At 54.4% G+C, this 19275-nt stretch carries 13 protein-coding genes and 1 tRNA gene; 8 read left to right on the top strand and 6 right to left on the bottom strand.

The window, feature by feature from the left end:
* Window positions 1-66: 66 nt before the first annotated feature.
* The 3 genes from ABGT88_RS03560 to ABGT88_RS03550 form a co-directional block, all read right to left on the bottom strand.
* Entirely contained in the window at window positions 67-1437 is a 1371-nt protein-coding gene (locus ABGT88_RS03560) for a hypothetical protein (protein ID WP_346700481.1), read from the bottom strand.
* A gap of 15 nt (window positions 1438-1452) precedes the next feature.
* Window positions 1453-3762, bottom strand: a complete 2310-nt coding sequence (locus ABGT88_RS03555) for a TIM-barrel domain-containing protein (RefSeq protein ID WP_346700479.1) — start codon at window positions 3760-3762, stop codon at window positions 1453-1455.
* A 211-nt stretch (window positions 3763-3973) separates the two neighbouring features.
* Window positions 3974-4780 carry a hypothetical protein gene (locus ABGT88_RS03550; protein WP_143240958.1) on the bottom strand — a complete coding sequence of 269 codons (807 nt, stop codon included), beginning with the start codon at window positions 4778-4780 and terminating at the stop codon, window positions 3974-3976.
* 135 nt (window positions 4781-4915) lie between these two features.
* Here ABGT88_RS03550 and ABGT88_RS03545 point away from each other — a divergent pair, with 135 nt between their 5' ends.
* The 3 genes from ABGT88_RS03545 to ABGT88_RS03535 all read left to right on the top strand — a co-directional run bounded on the left by ABGT88_RS03545 (window position 4916) and on the right by ABGT88_RS03535 (window position 6924).
* Window positions 4916-5659 (top strand): HAD-IA family hydrolase, encoded by a 744-nt coding sequence (locus ABGT88_RS03545; RefSeq protein WP_346700477.1) that lies wholly within the window; start codon window positions 4916-4918, stop codon window positions 5657-5659.
* A 14-nt stretch (window positions 5660-5673) separates the two neighbouring features.
* Window positions 5674-6732, top strand: coding sequence for a 3-dehydroquinate synthase (gene aroB / locus ABGT88_RS03540; RefSeq protein ID WP_346700475.1), 1059 nt, complete (start codon window positions 5674-5676; stop codon window positions 6730-6732).
* A 116-nt stretch (window positions 6733-6848) separates the two neighbouring features.
* A tRNA-Pro gene (locus ABGT88_RS03535) sits at window positions 6849-6924 on the top strand.
* A gap of 134 nt (window positions 6925-7058) precedes the next feature.
* Here the strand turns inward: ABGT88_RS03535 and ABGT88_RS03530 are convergent.
* Window positions 7059-7742: a hypothetical protein gene (locus ABGT88_RS03530; RefSeq protein ID WP_346700473.1), complete on the bottom strand. Its 684-nt coding sequence runs from the start codon at window positions 7740-7742 to the stop codon at window positions 7059-7061.
* Window positions 7743-9013: 1271 nt separating this feature from the next.
* Here ABGT88_RS03530 and ABGT88_RS03525 point away from each other — a divergent pair.
* Both ABGT88_RS03525 and ABGT88_RS03520 read left to right on the top strand, forming a co-directional pair.
* On the top strand, window positions 9014-9895 hold the full coding sequence (locus tag ABGT88_RS03525) for a hypothetical protein (RefSeq protein ID WP_241147844.1): 882 nt from the start codon (window positions 9014-9016) through the stop codon (window positions 9893-9895).
* Between the two features lie 8 nt (window positions 9896-9903).
* The gene (locus ABGT88_RS03520; RefSeq protein ID WP_346700471.1) at window positions 9904-13761 is read left to right on the top strand and encodes a T9SS type A sorting domain-containing protein; all 3858 of its coding nucleotides are present in this window, start codon (window positions 9904-9906) and stop codon (window positions 13759-13761) included.
* 139 nt (window positions 13762-13900) lie between these two features.
* Here ABGT88_RS03520 and ABGT88_RS03515 read toward each other — a convergent pair whose 3' ends face one another.
* A complete protein-coding gene (locus ABGT88_RS03515; RefSeq protein WP_346700469.1) occupies window positions 13901-15139 on the bottom strand; it encodes a multidrug effflux MFS transporter in 1239 nt (412 codons plus the stop codon).
* 232 nt (window positions 15140-15371) lie between these two features.
* On the opposite strand from ABGT88_RS03515, the gene ABGT88_RS03510 reads away from it, so the two are divergent.
* Window positions 15372-15866, top strand: coding sequence for an outer membrane beta-barrel protein (locus tag ABGT88_RS03510; RefSeq protein WP_346700467.1), 495 nt, complete (start codon window positions 15372-15374; stop codon window positions 15864-15866).
* An 8-nt stretch (window positions 15867-15874) separates the two neighbouring features.
* Entirely contained in the window at window positions 15875-17014 is a 1140-nt protein-coding gene (locus ABGT88_RS03505) for a glycosyltransferase family 1 protein (RefSeq protein WP_346700465.1), read from the top strand.
* 73 nt (window positions 17015-17087) lie between these two features.
* Here ABGT88_RS03505 and ABGT88_RS03500 read toward each other — a convergent pair whose 3' ends face one another.
* Window positions 17088-17591: an RNA polymerase sigma factor gene (locus ABGT88_RS03500; protein WP_025278265.1), complete on the bottom strand. Its 504-nt coding sequence runs from the start codon at window positions 17589-17591 to the stop codon at window positions 17088-17090.
* A 288-nt stretch (window positions 17592-17879) separates the two neighbouring features.
* Between ABGT88_RS03500 and ABGT88_RS03495 the strand changes: the two genes are divergently transcribed.
* Complete coding sequence (locus ABGT88_RS03495) at window positions 17880-19244, top strand: NfeD family protein (RefSeq protein WP_346700463.1); 1365 nt, start codon at window positions 17880-17882, stop codon at window positions 19242-19244.
* The last annotated feature ends 31 nt before the right edge of the window (window positions 19245-19275 follow it).

The following is a 19275-nucleotide window of genomic DNA, read 5'->3' as shown; positions in this document are numbered from 1 at the left end:
ATCGAAGGGGCACCGACCGATACCGTTGTATCGTGCAGTGCCCCTCTCGTTTACAGGTCGCACAGATTAGCGTACCAGCACTTTAAGATTAGCATAATTCAATCCTTTTTCGTCGCGCAACACGACCACATAACAACCACGCGCCAAGGTTATATCGGTACTCCCGACAAAATTGCGCTGGGCAACCAGTCGCCCGTCAAGGGCAAATATATGGGTCTGCAAAGCCACTGCAGTCGTGGTGTGCAGCGACAGCGTATGATTCCACGCATACCAGGTGAGGCCGCCCAACTCCTCGACGGGAGCGATGCCGCTGCCCCCGATGGTCTCCTCGGTATCGACGCGCATCTTCATCCGATTGAGGTCGAGCGTGATGATACACGGGTCGGTGGCAGCCACGGTAAACTTGTAGTCGTTGCCCTCGACAAACGAGTTGTACTCATAGACTACGTCGTGCTCCTCACCGGGGTGAACCGGCTCGTCGCGGGTCGTGGCCACATAGCAGCGTTCCCAGGTACCCCGCCGGCGCAGGAATTTGAAATCGCCGCCCTGCACCTCGCCCTGCCAGCGGTATACACCGTCGGCAATGGGGTCGAGCACCATCGGGTGCGAGTTGTCCCACCCACAGGGCATGGCGGCACCTGCGGCAAATACCGAGAGGGGGAAGGGATCCTCGATCAGGTCGGGTTCGAACTTCTCGACCGTCATGGTCATGTGGAGCAGATCGACCTTGATTTCGTAGTAGCCGTCGCCGCTGCGGTCCGAGGCGATGCTCCATTTGTTATCCTCGCCATTCAGCCGCATGTCGAGCGGTTGACCTATCTTGTCGGCAATCGGGCAGTCGCCCGTGAGCGCCGGGTGATACTTGTCGTCCCATGTCAAGTGCGGTATGAACATGAAGCTGCCGCACTCGTCGCCCTCGTCGTTGTAGCGCATCACCCCTTTGTAGTAGAAGATATAGGGATACTGCGTATCGGGAACGAGTTGCTTGGCATCCTGGAATTTCCAGAACTGAATCTCGCGGTTGAACGGGCCGCCGATGATGTAGAGATTCTTCGGCAACTCTATCCGCTCGGCTTTCAGACTCTTCTCCTCACCGTCGACGGTAAGGGTGAGCCGGTATACATCGGTCTTGCCGGCATAGCGGATGCTCATGCCCCGCTCGTCGGGGTCGGCCTCGCGCAGGGGTATGGAGTCGCCCAGAGGGTTGTTGCTGCCACACTCCTGAATATACTGGGTAGTACCGTCGGTTACCTTGAAGAGCTCTTCGACCATAGGCCCTACATACTCAAACCGATTGGCGTTGTCGCTCACCGGCGAGAATACCACCGGACTCTTCAGCTCGGCCGTATCGCCCACGAGTTTCCATTCGGCGCCTGCTGCCGGAAACATGCCCCACAGCAAGGCAAAAGCAACTATATATTTACCTGCTTTTCCCATAACCGCCTCCTCCTTTTATTCAACGGTGAGGGTTATGGTTTCGCTGCAAGCCGTAGCGGGTACCGAGATGACAATCTTCTTACCCTCGGCGTCGTATTCATAGTCGGCAGCCGTACCGTCGGCGTATGTTACCCGGGCAGGAGCCTCGTCGCGAGCCAGAATCTCGAGGCGATAAGAGCGCGACTGAGGCATGCCCTCGAACGAGCCGGTGCGCGGATAGATGGTGCAGACGGTCTTCTCTCCGTCGCTCTGCTGGGTGATGCGGGTAAAGGTATAGGCGGTTTCGTAGTCGGCACTGTTGCCGGCATCTTCGTAGAAGTTGAACTCACCCTCGGCACCCGGAGCAAATTGCAGAATCAGCGTTTCGGGGCGCTCCTTCAGGTGCATGATGCGCGGGTAGAGCGGCACGATGGCCCCCTCGCGATAGTAGTAGGGAATCTGGTCGCGGGTAAAGGTGCGCGTCACCACACGACCGCCGTCGAGCACCTGGCCGGTCATCACCTCGTACCACTTGCCTTCGGGCAGCCAGATGGTTTTCTCGCTCTGGTTCGTACCGTTGTCGGTAGCCGTGATGGGAGCCGCCAGAATGTCGTTGCCAAACATGTACTGACCCTCGTAGCGGTAGGCCTCGTCGGCCTCGGGATAGTCGTAGTACATGGGGCGGCAGATGCCTACGCCCGTGTCGTACGACCAGCGGGCCATCGTATAGATATAGGGGATAAGGGCGTAGCGCAGATAGATGGCATCGCGCATCTGCTCGAAGTTCTCATATTTCCAGATACGGCGCTCGATGTGGCCGGCAGCCGTCGAGTGGGTGCGCAAGATGGGCGAGAATACACCGTATTGAATCCAACGCAGGTAGAGCTCGGAGTTGTTGGGCCAGTCTTGAATGTGGCCGCCGATGTCGTGGCTCCAGTAGCCATAGCCTACATTGGAGGCGGTAGCGGTGAAATAGGGCTGGAAGGCCAACGACGAGAAGGTCGAATGCGAGTCGCCCGAGAATCCGATAGGATAGCGGTGGTTGCCCAGTCCGCCCCAGCGGTGGAAGATGAAGGGACGGTCCTTGCCTTGCAGCTTCTTGTCGTTGAAGAAGACATGGTTCAACCAGAAGGTGTTGCCCAGGTTGGGTTCGTTCTGGGCAATCATCCATTGTTGCCAGTCGACCCACCAGAAATCGACACCGATATTCTCGTGCGGGCGCAGAATGTGCTCGAAGAAAGCTTCGTAGAAATCCTTGTTCTCGATATTCCAGCGGATGGTACCGTCGGCATTGGTCAGGCTGTCGGCCGTGATGTCGGAATAGCGGTTGGACAAGTCGGCATACAAAGCCTCGTAGTTATCCTCTTTAGGGAAAACACCATCGGCCGGGTGCAGGTTGAGCGTCGTGTTGAGGTGCTGCTCGTGCAACCAGGCGATAAAGCCGGCCGGGTTGGGAAAGAGCGCCTTGTTCCAGCTCCAGCCGGTCCACTCGGTACCGTTGGTATCGCCGGTCTTGCCGTTGCGGTGCCAGTCCATATCGATGACGAGCACATCCATGGGGATGTCGCGCGAGCGGATGTCGTTCACAATATCCCGCATGTCCTGCTCGGTATAGCGTTGATATTTCGAATACCAGTAGCCAAAGACGTAGAGCGGGGGCAACGGCATTTTACCTGCAATGCGGGTGAAATCGTACAAAGCCCGCTTGTAGTCGTGACCGTAGCCCATGAAATACAGGTCCAGCGAGTTGGGGTCTTTGCGTTGGGCCACCCAGTCCATACCCCCGTCGGGGTCTTTCTCGAACATCAGGCTCAGGCTGCCATCCTTGCGGGGCTCGCGCTCGTCGATTACCGCCCAGCCCGACCGCGACAGCAAACCGTTCTCGAGCCATTCGCGCACATCGCCCTCGGCATTGTCGAGGGTACGGGTGGTACCTTTCAGGTTATAGGGGTCCTCTTTCCCGGGATACCACACCTCTTCGGCACCATTCACCTCGAAGGCTATCTGCAGGTTGTGGTCGCAACGGTCATTGTTCACCGGGTAGGTACCCAACTTGTACTGCAGCTCCAGCTTGTCGGTCGTGATATAGAGGTAACCGTCACGCTCTTCTTGCGTGAAACGGGGTACCGGCAAGTTGCGGTTGATGACCACAAACGAAGCCCGATCTTCGAACTGTTTCTTTTCGCTGTATTCGATACGAATCATTTCGGGAGTCAACACCGTGAAACGCATGTTTCCCGATTGGACAATGGCGGCCTCGTTGGCTACCGGATTGTTTTGTGCCCAGCCTCCGAACGAGAGCAGAAGAGTGGCGGCACTTAGGAGCATTTTTTTAATGTGATTCATGAATCTATAAATTTAAATAGATGTTTAAGGTCATTACACTTTTATGACAAAAAAAAGGCAATCAACCCTTATAGGCCTTTTGAAAAAATTTCGCCGTGTAGCCTAACAGACTCAAAGAGAATAAAAATAAATAGAAAAAGAAGAGGCCACCCCCTCGAAAGGAGCAGCCTCGGTACATGCTGTTACAATGCGTTATCGGCAACGGCGAGCGTCAATCTTCCGACTCCAGCTCGGCGTCATACTCTGCGGCATCGCCCACCGTATCGTCGTCTTCCAACGCTTCAGAATCGGTAAGGATAGCTTTGACAAAGGTCGGTTTTTCGTTAAACAGCACCACGGCCGACTGATAACCGTCGGGGGTGATAAACTCCACCCGGGCCACGGTGCCCAACACCTCGGCCGTATCGCGACCGGCATACTGGGCCAGCGACTCGTACGACCCGATATAGTCCTCGACGTTCACGCCCACAAACTGGTCGTAAGCCGCCTTGGCCTCTTCGTATTTACGGATGTAGGAGAAGTCGCGCTCCTTGTCGAATTTCACATAGGCCTCGTGATTTTCGGGCAAACGCTCCATGGCCAGTTTGTAGCCCTCGATTTTCGAGGCATAGTTGCGGTCGTTGCCATGGGCACGCTGGGCCTCCTGCAGTTTGCGGGCATAGTCGGCCCGGCGGGCAAACTGGCTGTTCTCGTCGAGCTTGTAGTTGTGCTCGGCCACCTCCATCTCGTATTTCAACTGTTGCTCGGTAGATACATAGGTATCGATTGCCGCTTGACGACCGGCCCGGAGGCTGTCGGCAATAGTCACCTCGTGCAGGGCCTCGACCTGAATCGAATCGACCTGGTCGGGGGTCAACCCCTCATCGGCCGACAAAACCCACGTACCGGCTTTCAGTTCCGATTTTACATACTCTTTGAACGCGCCGGCATAGTCGCCGTCGGCTACGTTGCTCCCGCAAGCACACAGAAGCACGCTCAATGCACAAGCCGGGAACCATTTCCTGATAACTGTCTTCATATCTCAACTATAATTTTTCACAAAAATAGTGAATGCTATTTTATAATCAAAAGATAAATCGAAGCATTCACAAATTTCCTCTTTGGCAAATTATTGCAAAACCTCTATTTTTGTATAACTAAACTACCGACAAAGATGTGCGAAAACAAAGCTATCCAAAACTACCTGATCAAACATAACGCCGCGTGCATCGACCCCAAGGCCGCCCTCATCGACATGGACGGCGTGCTCTACGACTCGATGAAAAATCACGTCGAGGCCTGGTATCGCACCCTCACGCCCATGGGCATCCGCTGCACCCGCGACGAGTTCTACCTCCACGAAGGCCGGACGAGCAGCAGCACCATACGCTGCCTGTTCGAGAAGCAATTCGACCGGCATCTCTCCGACGAGGAGTGCGCCCGCATCTACGACATCAAGAAGAGAATCTTTGCCGAACTGCCCGAAATTGTCCCCATGCCGGGTGCCGACCGCATGCTGCAACGCCTCCTGGCCAACGGCATACGCCCCGTGCTCGTCACCGGGTCGGGACAGAGCTCGCTGCTCGACCGCCTCGACCGTGACTATCCCGGGGTATTTGCCCCCGATTGCAAGGTGACGGCCTTCGATGTGAAGATAGGCAAGCCCAACCCCGAGCCCTACCTGATGGGGCTGACCAAGGCCGGCGTCAAGGCCAACGAGGCCATTGTCATCGAAAACGCCCCGTTGGGTGTCACGGCCGGTGCTGCCGCCCGGGTATTCACCGTAGCCGTCGATACCGGACCCATCGAGGCCCAGGCCCTCACCGAGGCCGGTGCCGACCTGGTGTACCCCTCCATGCCCGACTTTGCCGACCGGGTAGACCACCTCATCGAAATCCTGCGTACCACCAACCGATAACCCCCCTTTGCCCTATGGAGCCGCAAAAACTGATATTTACCGCACAACCCGGCGAGGCACTCACTCGTGAAATCGAACGCATCGCCCCCGACAACCTCTTTGTCCTCTGCGACACCCACACCCGGGCCCTGTCGTTGCCCCTGGTGGCCGAGTCGCTCCCCCCATCGACCCGCTACATCGACATCGAGGCGGGCGATACCCACAAGACCCTCGAGGCTCTCGCCCACGTGTGGGACGAGCTGAGCCGTCACGGGGCCAGCCGCAAGTCGCTACTCGTGAATCTGGGCGGGGGTATGGTCACCGACCTGGGCGGATTTGCCGCCGCCTGCTTCAAACGGGGCATCCGGTTTATCAACATGCCCACGACCCTGCTGGGCGCCGTCGATGCGGCCGTAGGTGGAAAGACCGGCGTCAACTTCAACGGACTGAAAAACGAAATCGGCGCCTTCCGTCCGGCCGATACCGTAATCATCTCCACCCGGTTCTTCCACACCCTGCCCCACGAAGAGCTGCTCTCGGGCTATGCCGAGATGCTGAAGCATGCCCTCATCGACAGCCCGGACTCCTACCGGGCCCTGCTCGACTTCGACCTCGCGACCCCCGACTGGGACCGTCTGCTCCGGTTGCTCGAAGAGTCGGTGCAAGTAAAACAACGCATCGTTGCCCAAGACCCCCTCGAGACCGGCATACGCAAGGCCCTCAACCTGGGGCACACCGTAGGACATGCCTTCGAGAGCCTGTCGCACCGACGGGGTACGCCCATCCCCCACGGCTATGCCGTAGCCTGGGGACTCGTGTGCGAGCTGCTGCTCTCGCACCACTACCTGCAATTCCCTTCCGACCTCATCACCGGCCTGGCCCAATACATCTACCGCCACTACGGAGCCTTTGCCATCACCTGCAAAGACTACGAAACCCTCTACGAACTGATGACCCACGACAAGAAAAACGAGGCCGGACACATCAACTTTACCCTCTTGCAGGCCATCGGTCACCCCGTTATCGACCAGCATGCCGACAAGGAAGAGATATTTGTTGCCTTCGACCTCTATCGCGACCTGTTTAAATTATAAATTTATCTACTCTCATTTACAATTAGTTATGAGAAATAGCAAAAAAAGTTGCAAAAAAAGTCCACAAAAATTTTGTCATTGTAAAAAATAGAGCTACTTTTGCATCACCAAATCAGCGGGGTGTAGCTCAGCCCGGTTTAGAGTACGCGTCTGGGGGGCGTGTGGTCGCAAGTTCGAATCTTGTCACCCCGACTGAATGAAAGGCCCGATAATCACTTGATTATCGGGCCTTTTCCTTTTTTAACCGCCCCCAAACCTACCCCTTCGCAGGGAGAGGGGGATCAACGTAAAAATCAGCACACGTCTATCTTCTTACCAAAGCAGTACTACATATAATACGAATAGTAGCCATTCTTGTCGGCAATGAAATAGGTGCCATCGGACAAGAATTTGATTCTGAAAACATCTATTTTACATTCTCTCAGCTTTTGCTTCAGATTCTCGGGAACATTCCCCAGAAATTTATATCCCCCCTCATAGCACAGCACCAATCCATCCTCCGTCATATGGGCTGCCCACAATTGGCCATACTTTTCTATCCCCTCTTCTATCCATTCATACACAGCCGGAGACGACGCCGAAATATACTCTTGACTAATCACTATCCAAGCGCCCGCATCATTAAAAGTAACCGATGTAATAACCTCATTGTCATTATTATATTCCCTTATTTTTTGTTCCAGGCTATACGGTATATCGTTCCATGCAAATCCATTATTCCCATATAGAATCAACCAGCGTCCACTTTCGGTAAGCTGAACATCATCTATAAATTCTTTATTTTCGTTCAACTCTTCCAACGCCTCCGACAGGCTTCGTGGAATTCCTGAAGAGGCATACGCATTATTCCAGTTCAGAGCCAAATCCCCTCCAGTCAATGTAATCGCCACATTGCGACAGGTGCCCCACTCGTTAATTGCCTGTTTAATATAAGAACGCCCCCCTTGAGCAGATGCAGGTACAATTCCAAACAGAAATACCCATAAAAGAAAAACAAATTTGATTTTCATATCCAACAACGATATAACTTCCCCCAGTTCCCAGAAGAAAAATATAAAATCAAAGCGTGGAACTGCAATGCCACGTCTTCGAGTGTAGGCCCTGAGAAAACCTATGTATGACGATATGGTAATAGCAGTCCACGCTATAACGTGAGAACCACTATGCCTTCTTGTCATACGATTGTTAAGTTTCTCAGGCTTTACACTCGCAAGAAAAGCACAACGCTTCTTTTTATTAACATGTCTTAGACGGAAATCTCCATCTGAGTACAAAGATAGGGGATTTTTACGATAATTTCCTATCTTCTAATATTTTTATTTGCTTTTGCTTCAGTATGTAAGAAATATTCTATATTTTCAGCCTTTTACTCTACTGTGTAAATGCCACCCGAATCGTTTCTCCATTCATGTGCTTTCTGTGCAAACAGAAGATTATTCACGCTTATGCGGTAATATTCTTTCCCGTCCTTATCCCCTTCTAATAAGGAAGCTGCATTTTCGTAACGGAAGCTCCTGTTGAGCATAGAAGAATAGAAGTCACCTCTCAACCTTACCTCCTCCAATTTGCACAACTCTTGTATTACACCCGTCAAAGAAGTCCATGATGTTTCGGCAGAAGTCAATCAACGGAAACAGTTTCTCTACGTGAGGGAAACACCGCTATATCTTGTCCATATACTCACTAAACTTGATACGTTCTTCCTTATGTTTCCCGTTCCATTATTTAATCAATTCTTCATTCTGACTTTCAAGTGCGAATATGCACTGTTGCAATTCCTTTCATTTTTCAACTTTCCACCACCTAAAAGAGAACCGACTTTTGCCACAAGTACTGCTTCGCTTCAATCATTCCGCACTTGATACGGAATCCCCAAATACCATCTGAGGCTCTTCCCCTTTTACAAGCCTCCCGGCCCACGCGCCGTAACTGAAAATCCACCCCTCGCCAATTAAACGACAAGTCTCTATTCCGCACCTCGAAGTCCCCCCAAAAAAAGCCAATCAAAAGATAAGCCACCTAAAACCTCGATTATGAAAGGGTTTTATCGGCATTCAAAGTTACTGTCAAGACAAATCCGCTTCTTGTAAATTTAATTTATTTATATATTGGAAACACTTTTTATATATAAATATCACACGTCTAAAATATATTTTGCTACCTTTGAATATCTAAAAAAACACAAAGACTCAAAACGACACTGAATTATCCTTAATAATCTATATCAAACCATGTAATTTTAATCGTTATGAGAAAAACATTTTTAGGAGTACTCGTTTTTATGAGTCAACTGATTTTCGCTCAAGGGATTGAGGTAATCAGTACCCAAGCTCTCAAACTCGACGGGCAAGGCGCATTTCTCCCGAAAATAAGTCCCAAGGGAGATTATATTCTGGTAACCGGCGACGACATGAGCGGGTTAAGAAAATTCGATCTCGCCACCGGCGAGCTCTCCACTATCACCAACGACCGCAGCGCAGGCTTCAACGCACAATTTGCCGGCGACGGCTCGATGATTGTCTACCGTACAAGCGAATACAAAGGCCGCTTGCGCTACTCTTCGCTGAAAAGTCTCGACTTGAAAACCGGTGAGACCAAGCAACTGATCAAACCGACCCGCAACCTCGAAGGGGTGAGCGTCGAAGGGGGTACGGTGCTGGCCGTAAACAATGGCAAACTGGTGACCAAACGGCTCTCGGGCGAGAGACTGAAAACGGTTCCGGCTATCCCCAGCATCAAAAACAGCCAACTCTACATCACCGTCAACGGCAAGACTCGCCAACTTTCGCCCAACGGCACCAACGTGGGCTATCTGTGGCCTTCGGTTTCGCCCGACGGCAGCAAGTTGCTCTACTACGTCATCGACGAGGCCAAAGCCTATGTCTGCAACATCGACGGCTCCAACCCCGTTTCGCTGGGCACCCTGCGCGCCCCGGTATGGATGGGCAACGACTGGGTAGTAGGCATGGTCGACTACGACAACGGCGAAGTTGTGACCTACTCGCAAATATTTGCCGTTACGGCTCAGGGGACAAACCGCACGGCTTTGACCGACCAATCGCAAATCTGCATGTATCCTTCGGCATCGGACGATGCTTCGAAAATTGTTTATACCACTCAAAACGGAGAAATTTATTTAATGAAAGTCGCAACCTCTAAATAATTATCACCATGAAACTCAATAAACTTCTTGGAACTGGTTTGGGTGTAGTGTTGGCCCTGTCGGCCAGCGCAAGCGACCTGAACGAAGCTCGTATATACATCAACCCGGGACACGGCGGCTGGGGACCCAACGACCGCCCCATGGCCACCATCAACTATGCACAATTAGACACGCTCGGTTTCTTCGAGACCAACACCAACTTGGTTAAGGCTCTCTCGCTGAAAGACGAGCTCGAAAAAGCCGGTGTGGGATACGTACGGATGTCGCGTACCGTAAACGGAGTGGTTGCCGAGGGTGACAAGAACAGAACCGAAAACGACCAATATACCGAGACTCAACCCGGCGAAAGCGGCACGCAACAACTGGTTACCCTCTCGGTAATCACGCAAGATGTCGAGGCCAACAACATGGACTACTTCATCTCGATACACAGTAATGCGGCCACCGAAGGCACCAGCACCAACTACCCGCTGCTGCTCTACCGCGGTACCGACAATGCCTCGGGCAACGGTCTGACCAATGCCCGCGAGATGGCTCTCGATGCCTGGCAGTATGTCAACAAAAACGACATCACCTACAAATCGGCCTATACCAGCGAAACGTCGAACAACAGCCGGGGCGACATCTCGTTCTACGGCAGTTCATCGGCCAACAGCATGGGCTACACCGGCTATCTGGGCGTGCTGAAACACGGCTGCGACGGGTTCCTCAGCGAAGGGTGTTTCCACACCTACCAACCCGAGCGTCAACGCCTGCTCAACAAAGACTATTGCAAGCAAGAGGGCGTACGCTACGCGCGGGCCATCCGGGCCTGGTTTGGCGACAACAGCGAGACGCAGGGCTGCATCATGGGTACCGTGAAAGACAAATACAACAGCCTCGAAAACGACCTGTATAACTACAAGGTAAACTCGGTCGACGCCTATGCACCGCTCAACAACGTGACCGTGGTTCTGCAGGATGCCGACGGCCAGGAGGTTGCCCGATACACCACCGACAACGAGTATAACGGTGTATTCGTATTTACCGACCTCGAGCCCGGTACCTACAATCTGGTATTCGACATCGAAGGCTTCTGGCCCGAGACCGAGCCTATCGAAGTGGTGGCCAACGAAACGGCCTTTATCAACCAACGCCTGACCGACCTCGAGCACGAGGAACCCTCTGACGAAGAGGTGGTAGAAGAGGTACTCGACTATCCGCACCCCGAACAGGATGGCGATATTGCCGCTGCCGGCTACTACAACTTCACCAAAGACCTCGAGCTCAACGACGTGGCTGCTCTCGAGGGCCTCACCGTACGTCGGGCTATCCTGCGCGACAACAAATATTATGTGCTGGCTGTCGATGCCGACAAGGCTCCCAAGCTGATGGTACTCGACCCCGCTACGGGAGCCCTCATCAAAGAGATGAGCACCGAGGGTATCGTGACCGAAGGCTACAACGGTAAGACCATGCCCTACGTCCTCTCAGACATCGGCTTCACCACCGACGGTGCCATTATCGGTACCAACTCGACCATTATCGGCAAAGAAGACAACGCGTACCAGACGGGCGACTTCTATGTCTATAAATGGCAAGGCGACGACACCACTCCGCTCGAGGATGCTACCCCTGTCGTACTGGCCACCCTGCCTACCAACACCAGCAACAGCCTGGCCGCTGCCGGTAACAACAACTCCAACTTCATTGCCAACACCATTGCCGTGAGCGGCTCGAGCGACGAGTTCCAACTCTACTTCGACTCGCACCCCGGCAACGACTGGACCACCGACTACGACATGCGCTACCTCTGCTGGAACTTCAAGAACGGCGAGTGGATTGGCTTCCAGAAAAACAATGCCGACTTTACCGCTCCCCAAATCGGCGAAGCCGCCCAAATCGTACTCTCGCCCCTGGCCAAGAGCCGCTTCATCATCGACGGTACCATCACCAAGCCGCAAGAGTTCATCATCGACTGGATGAGCGAAACGGGTGTCATCCTGGCCGAATTCTCCGAAGATATTCCGGTTGAATCGAAGGGTGCCAACTACTTCCGCTATGCCGACAAGATTTACATGAGTGCTCCCGTCTGCGAAGAGAACGAAGGCACCTACTCCTATAAAGTTCGTCTGTACGATGTAACCAACGGCATCGACCACGCCCAGAACGTAGGCGATACCGAGGCTGCCATCACCTCGAGCGAACTGCTGCCGATGAGCAGTGCAGGCGTAGTCGACAATGCCGACATCGACCTCTACCTGATGGTAGGCAACGACGTGGTACGCTACACCACCAAGGGGGTAGAACAAGCCGCATCGCCGGCCCGTATCTATGCCTACGACCTCTCCTACACCGAGAGCGAAAGCAGCTACACCATCCACTTCAAACTCAACGAAGACGCTACGGCCGTCGACCTGCTCCTCACCAATCCCGAGAGCGGCGAAACGGTAGAGACCATCTCGCTGGGTGCTCTGGAAAAAGGTGAAAACGAAACCACCATCAGCCGCACCGAACTGCCTGCCGAGCAACTCAACTGGAGCATCAAGGCTACGGCCGACAACGTGACCCGCTTCACCAAGGTTTCCGACGACAGCGCTCTCTATCAATACTACGCCCCCTACGGTGTAGCCATCGACAAATCGCCCGAGAGCGACTACTTCGGACGCATCTACGTGACCAATACCGCAGCCGGTACCGTCAGCGCCGGTAACCCCGCACAAGTACAAACCTCGAGCGTAGGCGTATATGTACTCGGTGCCGACATCAGCGACATCACCAACCAAGGCTCTACCGCCTACAAGGGCACCATCTCGTGGAGCGGAAGCACCGGTATGGGTCCCCGCAAAGCTGCCGTAGCAGCCGACGGACGTGTATTCCTGTGCGACGCCAGCGCCGATAACGCCGGTATCTACTACATGGATCCCGAGACCTTCGAAATCACTACCCTGTTCCCGGGTGCTACCAACAACGCAGGCAGCCTCTCGATCGACGGTACCTACGTATGCGGACAAATCACCGCTGTGGGCGTGCGTGGCGAAGGTGCTTCGACCCAACTCTATGCCATAGACAAAACGGCATCGGGCAGCTCGTGGAAGAAGTTTGTCAACGTCTACAACATCGGCGAGAGCAACACCTGGACGGCCGCTCCCAATGAGTCGAAGGCAGCCAGCAGCTATGTAGGCAACGACAACAGCAGCGTGGTACCCGTTTCGACCGGTTACTGGGCAGCCAGCTACCGCGGTGCCGGCAGTAACTCTACCGCCAACCCCTGTATGTTCTATTACAGCGACCAATACGGTGATGCCGTATTCAACTCGGCCGAACCGAACATCATCAGCGAATCGTCGCAAAACGGTGCTTTGGCCGTCAACGAGAAAGAGTCGCTCGTGGCTCTGAGTGTCAACGGTGGCGTAGGCATATACTCCTACAAGATGAAAGAGGGTATCCCCCAAGTAACCGAAGAGTTCAAGATTGTGATGCCCGAAATGGGTGGCTATGTCAACGACTTCGAGTTTGACTATGCCGGTAATCTCTACGCCGTTTCCAATGCAGGCGAACGCCTGTCGGTATGGGCCATGCCTACCTCCGACAACAGCTGCATCACCCCGGCCAAGAAGTCGCTCGTACTCAACAGCGTCTACACCGGCATCGAGAATACGGCTGTCGTTACCCGCATCGCTCCCAACCCCACGACCGGTCTCATCCACATCTCGGCTGCTGCCGAAATAGAGACTGTCGAGGTTTACAACATAGCCGGTGCTCAAGTAATGCGAGTAGCTAACGTAGGAGCCAACACGGTTTCGATCGACCTCGCCGATCTGGCCAGCGGCATCTACTTCGTGAAAGTAAACAACGGCAAGGCCGTGAAGGTAATCAAGAGATAACCACTTTTTTCAATAGCAATCCGGCCGTCGTGCGACGGCCGGGCCTCTCTTAAAACCCACAAGGGGTTGTGCCGATACGAAATCGGGCACAACCCCTTGCAGTTTATATATACCAAAGGATTCTACAACGCGACACCCGCTACTTCGAACGGCGCAGGAAATCCAGCCGCACAACCGGAATCAACCGGACTTTGAAGCTGTGCCACAGCCCCGTGTAGGTCTGGCGCAAGGCCAACACGGCAAAGCCCAGCGAACAGAGCGAGCAGACGAAGAAGATGAGCCCCGTGGTCGTGAGAATGTCGCCCAACCCTACCAGGGGCGAGACGATGCCGCCGAAAGCGAACCCGGCAGCCCCGAAGAGGGCCGAAGCCGTGCCCGAGTTGGCCCGCTCGCAATCCATGGCCAGCGTCGTGCTGGCCGTGAAGGTGAGTCCCAGCGCAAAGAGCAGCAGGAAGAGCAATGCCTCATACACCGCAAAGCTGCACCCCAGGCCAAGGGCCGCAAACTCGATGGCCGACAACAGAGTCATGCCCACACACCCGACAAACATGGCGTGCTCGGGATTGCTGAATTTCACCGACAGCCCGGCAGCCACCCCGATAGCCAGGGCATTGATGCCGAAAAAGAGACTGAACTCGAAAGCCGAAAAGCCGTAGTGCTGCTGCATGATGAAGGGTGAAGAGGAGATATTGGCGAAGAGCACACCCATGGCAAAGCCCATCTGCAGCACATAGTAGAGATACCGCCGGTTGTGCAGCACCGTCCCGAAGGTGGTCAGCAATCCCTTCACGCTGCCCCGCTTGCGGAGGTCGACCGGCAGCGACTCCTTGAAATAGAGGTTACCCAGCAACAGCAAAAAGCCGATAACCAGAAGCACCATGAAGATACCCTTCCACCCGATCGAGTCGGTAAGGAATCCGCCCAACACCGGCGAAGCGACAGGTGCTACCCCGTTGATGGCTCCGATGATGGCCATCGCCTTGGCCAGATCCTTACCCGTAAAGAGGTCGGTAGCAATGGAGCGCGACACCACGATACCGCCGGCTCCGGCCACACCCTGTATCAGACGGAAGAAGATGAAGCTCTCGATCGAGGTCGATAGCAGACAGCACACCGTCGACACGATAAAGAGTGCCATGGCGGCCAGCAGCGGCGAGCGACGGCCGTAGCGATCGCTCAACGGACCGAAAAAGAGTTGGCCCAAAGCCAACCCGATCATACTCGACGTGAGGCCCAACTGAACCATCGAAGCCTGCGTGTTGAAATAGCCCACCATCGACGGCAAACTGGGCAGATACATGTCGGTCACAAAGGGACCGAAGGCCGTCAATGCCCCTAACAGTACAAATAAAAAGGGGCCTGTATTTTTACCTTTCATAACTTTACCTTTAAAAACCGTGACAAAATTACCAAGAATGTAGCCACATCTCTACACCGACAACCCGGTTATTAACCTTTTTTCAAGGTTACCCCTTCATCCAGACCTCCCGCCCCGTCGCCCCCCCCGCGAGAATGCGTGAAAAAATTTTTTTTATTTAACCCTATTCTCTCCTTTCCGGTGCTCATATTCCCGGAAAGATACCGTATATTTGTTGCTCAAACTTTTGAAGATGAAAAAAATAATAGGACTTTTAGCGGCAGTCATGCTGCTCTCCATAGCGAGTGCCCAGGCCCAATCCTACAACACCAAAAGCCTGGGTGTGTCTGCCGGATACCTGTTCGAAAGCGAAAATGCTCAAGGGGGTATCTTCATCCACCTGCCCATTGCCAGGAACTGGCGGGTAGCCCCTTCGGTCAACTATACCTTTTCGAACCACAAGCGCAACAACCTCGAGATCAATGGCGACGTTCACTACCTGGTACCCTTCGCCGGACGCTTCTCGTTCTACCCGCTGGCCGGTATCACCTTCCAGAGCTGGCGGGGCAGCGGCCTGCAGACCGACAAGGAACTGTCCAACACCATCAACAAATTCGGCATCAATGCCGGTGCCGGCTTCGAGATGAATCTTTCGCAACGGCTCGACCTCCACATCGAGGGTAAATACATCTTTATCGACCGGTTCCACCAGGCCAACATATCCATCGGTCTGGGCTACAAATTCTGATTCGCCCCATGCCGTCGCCTCCTCTGCGCATTCATGTGGTATCGCTGCAGGTGCCCTTTCCCCCCGATTACGGAGGTGTAATCGACATCTACTACAAGCTGCGGGCTCTCAAAAGCGCCGGCTACGAAGTGCTGCTGCATACCTACCAGTACGACCGGCAGCAGGCACCCCAGCTCGACCAGGTGGCCGACCGTGTCTATTACTACCCGCGCGACCGCTCGTTTACTCGTCAGTTCTCGGTCGACCCCTACATCGTCTCGAGCCGACAGTCGTCGCAACTGCTCACCGACCTGCTGGCCGACGATGCCCCCATCCTCTTCGAGGGGATACACTGCTGCGCCCACCTGGCCGACCCTCGCCTGACCAGCCGCTGCAAACTGGTGCGCATGCACAACGTCGAACACGAATACTACGACGGGCTGGCCCGCAAGGCCACCGGCTGGCACCGCCTCTACTACCGGATAGAGGCCACCCGGCTGAAACGCTACGAGGCTATACTCGCCCACGCCGACGCCATCCTGGCCATCACCGAGAGCGACCGTTGCTACTTCGCCTCGAAGTATCCGCAAGTCGCCACGCTGTGGCTGCCCGCCTTCCAGGCCCACGACCGGGTGGCCCCCCTCTCGCCCAAAGGCGACTACATGCTCTACCACGGCAACCTCTCGGTCGAAGAGAACATAGAAGCGGCCCAATACCTGCTGCAACAGGTGGTCCCCTCCACCCCGGGCACATCGTGGGTATTTGCCGGGAAGAACCCCGCCGACCGGCTGGCCCGCCAGATTGCCGCCACCCCGGGAGCCCGGCTCGTGGCCAACCCCTCGGACGAGGAGATGGAACGCCTCATCGGCGAGGCGGCCGCCAACGTACTCATCACCTTCCAGCCCACGGGGCTGAAGCTGAAACTGCTCCACGCCCTCTACACGGGGGGCCACTGCATTGTCAACAGCAAGATGCTCGTCGGCACGGGTCTCGACCGGGCCTGCCTCGTAGCCGACACCCCGCAAGCCTTGAGCCATGCCGTAGCCACGGTACTGAAGAGCCCCTTCGACCACCAGGCTCGCGAGCGACGCATCCGCCTGCTCGAGCCATACGACAGTGCCCGCAACATCGCCCGGCTCACCCGACTGCTCACAGAAAAAACGCTCTGAACAGCCGACGACGGCCATCAGAGCGTCTTCCGGACAGGTAAATCCTCCCTGGACCCATAACACCATACAGTAGCTATTTATAATCTTTCAATATCTCTTGCAACCGCTGCCGGGCAAAAAAGATACGGCTCTTGACCGTACCCAGCGGCAGGTCCATCTTCTCGGCTATCTCGTGGTACTTGTACCCCGCCACGTGCATGGCAAAAGGCACACGATACTCCTCGCCGAAACTGTTGATGGCTTTGGTAATCTCTTTCACGGTATACGACCCCTCGGGCGAAGTGAAACCCGAATCCTGAGGCAAATTCAAATGGTACAGATCTTCGGTCTGGTCGATAATCGTCTGGTTGCGTACCACCCGGCGGTAGTTGTTGATAAAGATATTCCGCATGATGGTAAACACCCACCCTTTGAAATTGACATTGTCGATATATTTATCCTCGTTGTCAAGGGCTTTGAGCGTAGTGTCCTGGAGCAAATCCTTTGCCTCTTCCCGGTTAGCCGTAAGCATGTAGGCAAAATTCAACAGATTGTCTTGCAGATCGAGCAATCGGTCCTGAAATTTTAGAGAGCTCATATTTGATAATTCTTCTGATGATTTTTGTAATTTGTGTTTTGTCTCTTTTCACTACTACTCTGTATTACGAAAATGCACCGAAAATTCACTATCAACTACTACTGTCTGAAATCCCAACATTCTCCCAAAACATCCTCGCGACCTGCTACAATCTCGAGGGGAGCTCAAAAAGATCTATTTTCGCAAAATACAACACAACAATATCGGTTCTGATTATTTTTTTATTTACTTTGTAACATGTTTATTATCTCTTTTTATTTTGTTTCCTGACAATAAACACTTTCGCGTATGAAAAAGTTTCACAAAAATATTTTTTTTATCTTATTCTTTCTTAGTCTCTTTGCGGCGAACGCACAAGATACTATATATCAGATAGATATAGATAAAGAGATTGGCAGCACTACCTGGCGATACCTGCGTACCGGTCTGCACCAGGCGCAAGAAAAGGGTGCCAAAGCCGTCGTTCTCAGGCTCAATACCTACGGCGGGACCGTCGTACATGCCGACTCCATGCGCACCGCCATCCTCAACTGTCCCCTGCCCGTCTATGCCTTTGTCGACAACAACGCCGCATCGGCCGGAGCCCTCATCGCCATTGCCTGCGACAGCATCTACATGCGCTCCAGCGCCAGCATGGGGGCCGCCACGGTGGTGAACGAGACGGGGGCCGCCATGCCCGACAAATACCAGTCGTACATGCGCGCTACCATGCGCGCCACGGCCGAGGCGCATGGCAAAGACTCGACCGGCAACTGGCGGCGCAACCCGCTCATTGCCGAGGCGATGGTCGACGAGCGCATCGTGGTGCCTCACCTATGCGATTCGGGCAAAGTGCTCACCCTCACGGCCAGCGAGGCGATAGCCCAACGCTACTGCGAGGGGACGGTCGAGAGCGTCGACGAACTCATCGCCCAACAGCTGCACCGCGACCGCTACACACTGGAGCAATTCGAGCCCTCGCTCTTCGACGAGATTGCCGGCTTTCTCACCAACCCCGCGCTGCAGGCCATCCTGGTCACCCTCATCTTCGGCGGCATCTTCATGGAGCTGAAGACCCCGGGCGTAGGGCTGCCTGCTGCCGTGGCCTGCACCGCCGCCGTGCTCTACTTCGCCCCGCTCTACCTCGACGGACTGGCAGCCAACTGGGAGATTCTCATCTTCGTCGTGGGCGTCATCCTGCTCATCTTCGAGATATTTGTCATCCCGGGCTTCGGCATCGCCGGCATCTCGGGTTTCACACTCATATTCGCAGCCCTCGTGCTGGCACTGGTGGGGAACGTCAACTTCGACTTCGAGTTCGTCCCGGGCCGGGAGATAGGCCGCGGGCTCATCACCGTCTCCGCAGGCTTCATCATCTATTTCGTGTTGCTGCTCCTCTTCTTCAAAAAGCTCACGAGCAAAGGCCCCATCGGCCGGCTGGCCCTGAACTCGGCTCAGGATAAGGACGAGGGCTACATAGGTGTACCGCCCGAACTGCAACAGTACATCGGCCAGACGGGCGAGGCGGCTACCATCCTGCGCCCCTCCGGCAAAGTGGTCATCGACGGCACCCAGTTCGACGCCGTAGCCCTGCACGGCTATATCGAGCAGGGAGCTACCGTGCGGGTGGTCAAGTATGAGAACGCTCAACTCTATGTGGTTGAGGTGAAGTAACAGAGAAAACAACAACGCTATAAACCAACTA

The organism is Barnesiella sp. An22 (assembly GCF_963931395.1).
GTDB classification, from domain to species: domain Bacteria; phylum Bacteroidota; class Bacteroidia; order Bacteroidales; family Barnesiellaceae; genus Barnesiella; species Barnesiella merdigallinarum.
The sequence above is the reverse complement of the archived record's forward strand: the minus strand, read 5'-3'. Positions and strand labels throughout refer to the sequence as shown.

Excerpts from the sequence above, each read along its gene's own strand:
- ABGT88_RS03560 (WP_346700481.1), bottom strand. The coding sequence starts at position 1,437 with ATGGGAAAAGCAGGTAAATATATAGTTGCTTTTGCCTTGCTGTGGGGC.
- ABGT88_RS03555 (WP_346700479.1), bottom strand. The coding sequence starts at position 3,762 with ATGAATCACATTAAAAAAATGCTCCTAAGTGCCGCCACTCTTCTGCTC.
- ABGT88_RS03550 (WP_143240958.1), bottom strand. The coding sequence starts at position 4,780 with ATGAAGACAGTTATCAGGAAATGGTTCCCGGCTTGTGCATTGAGCGTG.
- ABGT88_RS03545 (WP_346700477.1), top strand. The coding sequence starts at position 4,916 with ATGTGCGAAAACAAAGCTATCCAAAACTACCTGATCAAACATAACGCC.
- aroB (WP_346700475.1), top strand. The coding sequence starts at position 5,674 with ATGGAGCCGCAAAAACTGATATTTACCGCACAACCCGGCGAGGCACTC.
- ABGT88_RS03530 (WP_346700473.1), bottom strand. The coding sequence starts at position 7,742 with ATGAAAATCAAATTTGTTTTTCTTTTATGGGTATTTCTGTTTGGAATT.
- ABGT88_RS03525 (WP_241147844.1), top strand. The coding sequence starts at position 9,014 with ATGAGTCAACTGATTTTCGCTCAAGGGATTGAGGTAATCAGTACCCAA.
- ABGT88_RS03520 (WP_346700471.1), top strand. The coding sequence starts at position 9,904 with ATGAAACTCAATAAACTTCTTGGAACTGGTTTGGGTGTAGTGTTGGCC.
- ABGT88_RS03515 (WP_346700469.1), bottom strand. The coding sequence starts at position 15,139 with ATGAAAGGTAAAAATACAGGCCCCTTTTTATTTGTACTGTTAGGGGCA.
- ABGT88_RS03510 (WP_346700467.1), top strand. The coding sequence starts at position 15,372 with ATGAAAAAAATAATAGGACTTTTAGCGGCAGTCATGCTGCTCTCCATA.
- ABGT88_RS03505 (WP_346700465.1), top strand. The coding sequence starts at position 15,875 with ATGCCGTCGCCTCCTCTGCGCATTCATGTGGTATCGCTGCAGGTGCCC.
- ABGT88_RS03500 (WP_025278265.1), bottom strand. The coding sequence starts at position 17,591 with ATGAGCTCTCTAAAATTTCAGGACCGATTGCTCGATCTGCAAGACAAT.
- ABGT88_RS03495 (WP_346700463.1), top strand. The coding sequence starts at position 17,880 with ATGAAAAAGTTTCACAAAAATATTTTTTTTATCTTATTCTTTCTTAGT.